An 8,758-nucleotide genomic window follows, 5' to 3' on the forward strand; every position below is an offset into this window, starting at 1 on the left:
ACCGTTGGGCCTTCAGGGCTCGGACAGCTTTAGCCGGTGGTGAGGGTGGTGATTGACCAGCCCATCGACATCACGAGGTCACCAGGGTTCGGGTTGGGGTACCCGTTTCTGGCCGTGTCCGCACCGCGGTCCCAGCGGTCACCGGTCCCGGCGTGGCGGGCCCTGAACCGTCGTCCGTAGCCGTCCACCAGGTCGAGGCGGTTCCTGCTGGCCAACCATTCGGCGATCGCCACCGGGTCGCTGGTGCAGTCGGCCGCTCGGGACGTCACGATCGTGTCTGGATTTGATCTTGGTGTCCTGAATGGTGTGCATAGGTCGATTGCTGGTAACGAGTTGAATCCGGCCGCGGTCTCGACGGCATGATCAGGTGGTGACTGACACGTCCATGGTGTGGTTTGCGGCCGAGACCGGTCGTAACGATCAAGAGACCGCGTTCCTGGAGGGCCTACGTCAAAGGGCCACTACTTGGCACGTCGACGGGCTGTCCCCGCAGGACACCTCATCGCAGCGGTGGCTGGCGCCGCTGTACGTCGACGTACAGGTCCCGAAGGTCACGATCCCGCGACGCACCCTTCAGATCGCCTACTGGACCGGCGGCCCGTACGGCCAGGCGTTGCACGGCGTCTGGGGCGATGACTACCTGATGGACGACCACGACGGCAACGACCCCGAAGACCTCACCGTCGTGGGTATCCAAGCGACCGCCGGGCAGTACGCAGCCTGGGCCGCCGACTGGCTGGTACGCCAACTGGAGCGTCCGGTCGTGCGGCACGAATGGTTGCGTGGCGGCCGCGTCGCGGCCACCATGTGGTGCCTACAGGACACCGGCCGGGTGTTGGGCAAGACCGGCATCAGCCCTCGTCGGCTGCTGCGCCGCCCGGCGGACCGTCTGGTCGCGATCCGATGAACGAGATGACCTGCTCACCGTGGGGCGGGGGCGCCGGTACCGAGTAACGGCGCCGCCGGCCAGCGTGCGAACGGGTCAATCGGGCAACGATCCGTCCGGGCGCATGATCTCGTCTCGGCACAGCGGCGACCACGCGGACCGGCCGCCGTCGTCGACAGCCACGACCACACGAACCCGGCCATCACCGTCATCCAGGGCGTAGCTCACCACGCTGTACCGCTTGCCGTCCTCGCCGACGACCTGCTTGTCCGGCCATGAGCCGCATCGTGATCAGGCCACGCATCCAGATCTCGATCCTGGTCACGATCTTCACCGGCCCTGCTGGGCTCTACCTACTTCACTCCCGGGCACGCGCTGGCCCAGAGCGACTGGTTCGGCATCGTGCTGGGATGCCTACCATCCCTGACCGACATCCAAAGCCGAGCGCCCGACCAGCGGCATAGAACGGACACCCGACCTTGCGGCCAGTGCCGCCGGGCGGCTGCTGCACACGTGATTATGATCAGTTCTCCGCTCGATGATCCGCTCTGGGCGCTCCCGGTACCTTCGGGCGATGCCCCACGAACGCGCGGAGTCAGCGATCCTGTCGAGGTTGTGCGCATGGCCACTGTGGACCCGGAGCCAGGTGCCGTCTCATGTAGCGGGCTAGTCGACGTCACCGATGGAGCCGCGGACGCGAACATGCCGAAGACGCAGTCGCCATCGCCGTTCCCGGTGTGGTGCGCCGTCCTGCCCGTGACGACACGCTCCACCTAGGGCTGGGTTCCTTGACGTGCAGCAACGCCCGCTCGGCGGCAGATGTGCGCATTCGGCAAAGTGGGTCGTCCGAATGCCTCGAGGAAAGGTTCGGGGCGGCGGTAAGTGGTGGGGATTTCATTCGCGCAGGTGGCTCGTCACTCAAGCCTTGGTGTGAAGGTTTTGGCCAGCGTCGGGTCGCCGAAGAGCGTGATGGCGACGATCCCGTCTTGGGCGACGGTCAGCACCGCCACGCCGTAGGGCTCGCCGTGGAACCACGCCACTGCGGCGGGCTGGCCGTTGGCCTCGGTCGCCACCATTCGCCATGCACCCGCGGGGCCCATTGACGGCGTCGCGAAGGCGAGGCATGCCTCACGACCGGCGTACGAGGTCCCCGAGCCGACCGGTTCGATGGCCGCGTCCACGCGCAGCACCTCGCGAAAGGCGTCGGCGTCGGACGTCTCCCACGCCGCCATGTACCTGGCGAGCAGTTCCCGGGCCCGGGGCGAGGTGGCGTCCAGCACGTCGTCGCGGGCCGGTGCCGCCTCGTCGAGCCGCGCCCTGGCCCGCTGCAGGGCGCTCTTCACGGCCGGCACCGACATGCCCAGCACCTCGCCGGTCTCGGCCGCGGAGAAGACCAGCACCTCCCGCAACAGCAGAACGGCACGCTGCCGGGGGGTGAGGTGCTGCAACCCGGCCACGAAGGCGAGCCGCACGCTCTCCCGCGCGGTCACCAGGTCGGCCGGGTCCGTCGGGAACGGCTCGAGCCACGGACCGAACTGGCCTTCAGCGAGATCGTCCGGAGCGAGGCCGAATGAGCGTACGCGCCGCCCGCGGCCCTCGATCACGTTCAGGCAGACGTTCGTGGCGATCCGGTAGAGCCATGTGCGCACCGACGAACGCCGCTCGAAGGTCTCCCACCCCCGCAGCGCCCGCACGTAGGTGTCCTGCACGACGTCCTCTGCTTCGTGATAGGCGCCGAGCATCCGGTACGCGTGGGCGAACAACCCCCGGCGTTCCCGCTCGAACGCCTCGGTCAGAGCTCCAGCTTCGGACGCACCCATGCGGCCAGCCTCCCGATCGCCTCGTCGGCAACCGGTGCCCGCCCGGCGGCCATCTGGAACGTATGCAGCTGCCCGTCGAAGACGTCCAGCCGGGCGCCGGTCAGCTTCGCGAGGCGCTCGCTGTCCCCCCGCCCGCTCTCGTCGCCGCCGCACTGCACGTACACCGGCGGTAGCCCGGACAGGTCGGCGTGGAAGGCGTTGACCTCCGGCGCCAGGCCGCTGATCCCCTCCGGCAGGTACTGCTGAATGAGACCCTGCACCATCGGCCGGGTGAAGAACAGGTCGGTGGCGGCGTTCTCCTCGTACGAGGTCGCAGTCTGCGCCGGGTCCATGTCGATCCACGGCGACAGCAGCAGCAGCGCGGCCGCGTCGGGCTGGCGCAGGGCGACCTGCACGGCCAGGCCGCCGCCGGAGGAATCACCGGCCAGCGCCACCGTCCGGGTGCACGCCGCCGCCCACCGGTACGCCGTGACCGCGTCCTCCATTTGCGCCGGGTAGCGGAACCGCGGGGCGAGCCGGTAGGTCGCCAGCAGCACCCGTACACCGGCCGCCTTCGCGAGGTGCCCGTACATCTTGCGATGGGTGTACAGCGACCCTCCCACGAAGCCGCCACCGTGCAGCGCAACGATCACCGCGTCCGGGTCGGCACCGTGCGGGACGAGCCACATCGCCGGCACACCGTCCGCCGACACCTCCGCGTAGTCCAGACCGCGCGGCTCGGCCGTCACGTCGCCCCACTGGTCGTCCTCGCCCATGTCCCCAGCGGCCCAACGGGCGTACATCTCCCTGATCGCATCCATGTCAGTACCGACCGCCGACGTACCCGAAAGGAATCGCGGCGCACTCCGCAGTGTGTATCGCACGCTCTCTGGGACATCGCCGCACCGGCATCGCCGGACAGTTCCCGGGTGCCCCTTAGTCTCATCGCACTGGCACTAACCGGCGCGACCGCGACCGCGACAGCGACGGCGCCTGCGACTGGGCGACGTTCACCGAACGCCTGACCCCGGCATAGCTGGCCGTGGCGTTCAGTAGCGACCGCATCGCGGCATGACAGTGCGGCGGCCCGCCGCCGCGCCGAAAGTCGCGATCGGCACAACAGCAGGGTCAGACGGCGCTCCGGTGTCATGATCGGCAATACCGCCGATGGCATGCGGCGATGGTCGGTTTTCGCGAGCCGCCGACGGGTTTGAGTAAGCGCGCACGTCGCTTCGTTGGTGTCCATGGAGTCTGGCTCGATGCGCCACCAGTTGGCCAATGGCGCCGAAGCTGGCAAGAGGCCGGCATCCCGTCCGAGGTGATCGATCACGCTGAGCGCTACCAGGCTCGGCGCCGGCGCCAGTGGCCGCAATCACTCCACGACGGCTGATCTTCTTGTCCATCGCCTGCGCGGACGCGCTCGGCGCTCAAGGTCGCCGTCAAGGACCATGTGTCGCGGTATGCGGCCGTACGCCGACCCGCGCCGCCGCCGACATCTGGGCCGCCGCCAAGGAGGCGGCCGCGCTCACGTACGACAGGATCCGGTCGTCATTGGACCGTACACAGTCGCCGTCGAGTTCGACGCCGAACAGTCCACCCAGGTCGATTAGCCGATATCTGTAGAGTCCCAGGCTTGCGTTCCCCCCGCGCGGAGTCCGTCCATGACAAGGTCCAGCAGCCAGGTGAGGCGCGGTTGCCAATCCGTGCGGTTGTCGAGGTGCCAGAGGCCGGCGACGGCGAGGAAGAGGTGGTCCGCGGTGACTCCGGGTTTGATGGTGCCGGCCTGCGCGTTGGCGCGGAGCAGCAGTTCGGCCGCGGCCGTCACCGGGGCGTGTGCCGGTTTGCCCGGGCTTCCTGGTGCGCTGGTGACCTGACGCATCGCCTCCGCGAGGCCAGCCTTGGTGACGGCGAACCGGGCAAGATGGTCCATCCACTCCCGCAGAGCCTGATCCGGCGGGCGTGTCTTCAGCAGTTCGGCGGCGCGGTCGGCGACCTGGTGCATCTCGTGGCGATAGATCTCCAGCACCAGTGTCTCCCGGTCGGGGAAGTGACGGTAGAACGTACCCTGTCCTACACCGGCCTTCTTCGCGATCACGCTCAACGGGGTGTCCGCCGAGCGGGTGAGCTCCGCCACGGCCACTTTCAGAATGCGGCTGCGATTGCGTTGCGCGTCCGAGCGCAGCGGTGCGGCCTTCTGCTCCGGCACCCTTCTCCTTCCCGAACCAACGGCCGAGCCGATCTTGCTAAGCGGACACCTGTCCGGTACGTTGGTTGACGGAGTGGACAATTGTCCGCTTGAGTCCACCATATCCTGCGGCGAGGAAGCGCATTCCATGAAGACCACCGGCAACACAATCCTGATCACCGGCGGCACTTCCGGTATCGGCCACGGCCTGGCCCTGCGCCTGCACGAGGCCGGCAACACCGTGATCGTCGCCGGCCGGCGCAAAGAACTGCTCGACAAGATCACCACCGAGCACCCTGGTATCGAGTCCCTCGTCCTGGACGTCAGCGACCCCGCCTCGATCACCGGCGCCGCCCGCAGCCTGGCGTCCACGCATCCGCAGCTCAACGTTCTGGTCAACAACGCGGGCATCATGCAGCGGGAGAACCTGCTCGATCCCGGCTGTCTGGCGATCGCGGAGGAGCACGTCACCACCAACCTGCTCGGCACGATCCGGATGACGTACGCGTTCCTGCCCCTGCTGGCGGCCCAGGAGGATGCGGTCGTCATGAACGTAACCTCCGGCCTGGCGTTCGTGCCGCTGCCGATCACCCCGACCTACAGCGCGACCAAGGCGGCGCTGCACTCGTTCACCGAGAGCCTGCGTGTCCAGCTCGCCGGCACGCCCGTGCAGGTCATTGAAGTGGCTCCGCCGGCGGTCCGAACAACCCTTCTCGGCCAGCAGGACAGCGAGTACGCCATGCCGCTGGACGAGTTCCTCACCGAGACCATGACCCTGCTGCACGCCCAGCCCGACGCCAAGGAAATCGTTGTCGAGCGTGCCAAGTCCATCCGCCATGCCGAGGCCACCGGCGCCTACGACCAGACCCTGGCTATGCTCAGCGGCTTCGGAGCCTGATCCGCCCGTGGCCCAGCACATCGCTACCAGTTCGAGCCTGGTAGACACCTCCACTGGACAGGTGTGCAGCAACGAGCGGTGATGGGGTGGTGCGCGAATCCCGCGCACCACCCCGCGTTGTGCATGCGGTTCAACGTGCCGTCGCGGGCCCAGGTTTTGAAGTAGTGGTAGACGAACTTGTGGTGAGCGAAGTCGGCGGGCAGCGCGTCCCATTGGCAGCCGGCCGGTCGAGGTAGCGGATCGCGTCCACGACGTCGCGGCGGGGGTAGGTGATCGGGCGTCCACGCCCGGTTCCGGCCGGGATGTGCGGGGCACGGATCCGCCATTCGGCGTCGGTAGTGTCGGACGGGTAGTGCCGTGGCTGGGTGGTGGGCAGGTGGTCGTAAACGGTAGCCGGAGGGGCAGGTGCGGCGACGCCGGCGACAAGGTATGCAGACAGGGTTGGGCCTTCGGTCGTGCTGGTTTAGTCGGCTTTGCTCGTATCCGAAGGCCCTTGCCCATGTCGCGCCACCACGCCGGGCACGGGCGCGTAATCGATCTCGTGCCCGCCCGCCGGCCCCCCAAACCCTTATTTACCAGGCTCTTAACTTGACAGCCCCCTTGGAATGCCCGGCTGAGGCAGGCGCTGCGTGGGTCCAGCTTGCCGGCGGTTCTGTGATCTCGTGTGAGAACAGGGTGCTGCACCGGAAGCGCGCGCTTCTGCCGATGGGCGTTTACCCCTGCTGCGCCGGCCTTCGTGGGTGAGCCTCAGCACTGTCGAAGCAGGTCCGGTACGGGAGGGTGTGCGGTGAAGCCTGCCGCGGTGTAGGTGGACACGGCACCGACGTTGGAGGTCTCGGCGCACACGATCGCGCTGGAGGAGCCCATCTGCCGCAAGGCGGAGGCTGCGGCCTCGCAGACGGCGGCACCATAGCCCTTGCCGCGGTGGTCGCGATGCACTCCCATGGGCTCGATCAGTCCGGGGCGGCCACGGCCAGCCGACCAGACGCCGGCGATGGCGACAGCCCGGCCGCCCGGGTCGAGGACGGCCAGGCTACGACCTCGCTCAGCGAACGGTCCGTCCATCATCGTCGACCACCAGTCGACGACGTCGCGCCTTTCAACGTCGCCGAACGGGGTGCCCTTGAACGCTGACCAGTGCACCTCCATCCAGGTGTCCGCGTGGTCAGGTCCGATGACCTCGACGCGCAGACCGGCCTTCGTGACAAGGGTGTCCGGCACGGGGTTGGACAGGTCATGGTGCAGGGGTGTCCACGGTTCGCCGAGCTCCCAGCCCTTGCTCAGCATCATGCGCTCCAGGGCAGCTGCCCCGCGCCCCTCGACGATCGCCTCGCCGTCGGGCAGTACACCGCGTGCCGGGTCCGTGATGTCGGAGCAGAGCTGCCGCGCAATCAGTTCGTCGTTTCGTACGTCGGGATCGACGGCCAGCCGCAGGAGACCGTCCGGACCGTCGAGCAGCCCCAGGGCGAGTAGCTCGCCGTCGCGTGACCAGGCGCGGAGCGCACGAGCCGTTGCCTCGGGGCCTCTCATGGAGTACCAGCCCAGGTCGCCCGGGTGCAGGTGGATTGGTCCGCCGTCTCGCTGCCAGGCACCCACTGCCGCGGCCAATGACCCGAGCTCGTCGCTTCCGGGCGTCCTCAGCACGATGCTCACGGTCGCTATCCAAGGCGCGTCGAGCGGATCCTGCAAGCAACTTTCTCATGAGCCGAGGTCAGGCGACGTTTGGACGAGGCGAGGCCTCCTGAGCGACTAATGCGGCACGCTCTTGCGGCTGAGCGTGCGTTCGAAGACGCAAGTAGCCGCTGTCCGTGCGCGGTTGCGATCCCGGATCAGCCAATGGGTTGCCCTGGCCGCGCAGCTGCAGCGACAAATCTCCGGCACCAAAGGCCCACGAACCCGCGAGCAAGGCCCTGACGACCGGCCGCCCCAGGCGACAAGCCGCCACGCTCCAGCCAGTAACAAACAGCTACCACGTGCCGGTGTAGGGTACCCGCCTCGAAGGCGGCTTCGATAGCTGTGACCTGGCCCTGGTGCCCGCCCTTCTGAGGGCCGTGTCGGGGAGGTTTCTCGCCGACACAGATGGCGGTTCCTCATCTGAACGCTGTGGTTGGCGCGAGGCTGAAGATCGAGCTGCCGCTTGCGACGAAGATACGGCCATCGTCCCCTGCGGCGACGGCGTTCACCACGTCGACTACGTCGACTACGAAGACGTCGTGTGTCTGGACCGCGGTGACCTGCACCGTGGCATCGTGTCCACCGCTGACCACGACGAGGTCGTCGTGAATGTAGGTGGTGGCCACACTGAGCACCTCGCCAGCTCGTTCAGCCCGGTTCATGATCCGCGATTGGGGTCCGGTTCGTGGACAGCCCAGCATCGACGGATTGCCTATGCTGGGTGCGGGTTTCGTGATCGGCAGACTGGGTAAGTTCGTCGCACGCAACAGCGGGATGGAGATCGGCATGGAGGCGGCAGGCCCTGCGACAGCTTCGCCGCCGACCCCGCCCGCCGCACCACGCTCAACACGTTCGCGTGGGCCGCGACGGATCAGCCTGGACCTGCATTCCGGCCCACGCACCGTCGATGCCCTCCTGCACCAGGTGGCCGGTGCCGACCTCGACGCCCAGGTGCGGTTGGCGCGTGAACCGTGGACAGTCGCCCTGGCCCGGCATCTCGCCGGAGGCATCCTCGCCAACGCTGGCGACGATGAACGTGAGGCCGTGCAGATCGCGATCACCGAGGCGTACAGCAACGCGGTGATCCACGCCGACCCGGCCGAGGACTACCGATTGCGTATCCGCACCGGCTCGGGATGGTGCGAGGTACAGGTCAACGAATCTCAGACCGATTTGTGACTGAACCCAGGCGGTTGACGACGCGCTTGACACGTGTTGTGAACCCCTGGGTTTTGATTCTCAGGGCAGCGCTAAGCCCTGATCCACCGATGAATTCGGGTTGTTGTGCTGCCGCGGTGTGGTGATCTTGCTGTTGT

At 67.7% G+C, this 8,758-nt stretch carries 10 protein-coding genes; 3 read left to right on the forward strand and 7 right to left on the reverse strand.

Annotated features, from left to right (window positions below; all coding sequences use genetic code 11):
- Positions 1-29: 29 nt before the first annotated feature.
- Positions 30-269: a hypothetical protein gene (locus V6V89_RS34595; RefSeq protein WP_334623790.1), complete on the reverse strand. Its 240-nt coding sequence runs from the start codon at positions 267-269 to the stop codon at positions 30-32.
- 101 nt (positions 270-370) lie between these two features.
- Here V6V89_RS34595 and V6V89_RS34600 point away from each other — a divergent pair, with 101 nt between their 5' ends.
- Positions 371-907, forward strand: a complete 537-nt coding sequence (locus V6V89_RS34600; RefSeq protein ID WP_334623792.1) for a hypothetical protein — start codon at positions 371-373, stop codon at positions 905-907.
- Between the two features lie 893 nt (positions 908-1,800).
- Here V6V89_RS34600 and V6V89_RS34605 read toward each other — a convergent pair.
- The 3 genes from V6V89_RS34605 to V6V89_RS34615 form a co-directional block, all read right to left on the reverse strand.
- Positions 1,801-2,706, reverse strand: a complete 906-nt coding sequence (locus V6V89_RS34605) for an RNA polymerase subunit sigma-70 (protein ID WP_334623793.1) — start codon at positions 2,704-2,706, stop codon at positions 1,801-1,803.
- Positions 2,679-3,506, reverse strand: coding sequence for an alpha/beta hydrolase fold domain-containing protein (locus tag V6V89_RS34610; protein ID WP_334623794.1), 828 nt, complete (start codon positions 3,504-3,506; stop codon positions 2,679-2,681). The genes V6V89_RS34605 and V6V89_RS34610 overlap by 28 nt, the downstream gene beginning before the upstream one ends.
- A gap of 785 nt (positions 3,507-4,291) precedes the next feature.
- On the reverse strand, positions 4,292-4,891 hold the full coding sequence (locus tag V6V89_RS34615) for a TetR/AcrR family transcriptional regulator (RefSeq protein ID WP_334623795.1): 600 nt from the start codon (positions 4,889-4,891) through the stop codon (positions 4,292-4,294).
- A gap of 127 nt (positions 4,892-5,018) precedes the next feature.
- Here V6V89_RS34615 and V6V89_RS34620 point away from each other — a divergent pair, with 127 nt between their 5' ends.
- Positions 5,019-5,768: an SDR family oxidoreductase gene (locus tag V6V89_RS34620; protein WP_334623796.1), complete on the forward strand. Its 750-nt coding sequence runs from the start codon at positions 5,019-5,021 to the stop codon at positions 5,766-5,768.
- 23 nt (positions 5,769-5,791) lie between these two features.
- Here V6V89_RS34620 and V6V89_RS41945 read toward each other — a convergent pair whose 3' ends face one another.
- The 3 genes from V6V89_RS41945 to V6V89_RS34630 form a co-directional block, all read right to left on the reverse strand.
- Positions 5,792-6,094, reverse strand: a complete 303-nt coding sequence (locus V6V89_RS41945; RefSeq protein WP_442935281.1) for a transposase — start codon at positions 6,092-6,094, stop codon at positions 5,792-5,794.
- A 421-nt stretch (positions 6,095-6,515) separates the two neighbouring features.
- A complete protein-coding gene (locus tag V6V89_RS34625; RefSeq protein WP_334623797.1) occupies positions 6,516-7,421 on the reverse strand; it encodes a GNAT family N-acetyltransferase in 906 nt (301 codons plus the stop codon).
- A 437-nt stretch (positions 7,422-7,858) separates the two neighbouring features.
- Positions 7,859-8,068, reverse strand: a complete 210-nt coding sequence (locus V6V89_RS34630; RefSeq protein WP_334623798.1) for a hypothetical protein — start codon at positions 8,066-8,068, stop codon at positions 7,859-7,861.
- Positions 8,069-8,174: 106 nt separating this feature from the next.
- Between V6V89_RS34630 and V6V89_RS34635 the strand changes: the two genes are divergently transcribed.
- Positions 8,175-8,621 (forward strand): ATP-binding protein, encoded by a 447-nt coding sequence (locus V6V89_RS34635; RefSeq protein WP_334623799.1) that lies wholly within the window; start codon positions 8,175-8,177, stop codon positions 8,619-8,621.
- Positions 8,622-8,758: the final 137 nt, after the last annotated feature.

It is taken from the genome of Micromonospora sp. CPCC 206061 (genome assembly GCF_036906915.1).
GTDB lineage: Bacteria > Actinomycetota > Actinomycetes > Mycobacteriales > Micromonosporaceae > Phytohabitans.

Bases quoted from the DNA above. Each gene is read 5' to 3' on its own strand.
- V6V89_RS34605 (WP_334623793.1), bottom strand. From the start codon at position 2,706: ATGGGTGCGTCCGAAGCTGGAGCTCTGACCGAGGCGTTCGAGCGGGAA.
- V6V89_RS34620 (WP_334623796.1), top strand. From the start codon at position 5,019: ATGAAGACCACCGGCAACACAATCCTGATCACCGGCGGCACTTCCGGT.
- V6V89_RS34610 (WP_334623794.1), bottom strand. From the start codon at position 3,506: ATGGATGCGATCAGGGAGATGTACGCCCGTTGGGCCGCTGGGGACATG.
- V6V89_RS41945 (WP_442935281.1), bottom strand. From the start codon at position 6,094: ATGGCGGATCCGTGCCCCGCACATCCCGGCCGGAACCGGGCGTGGACG.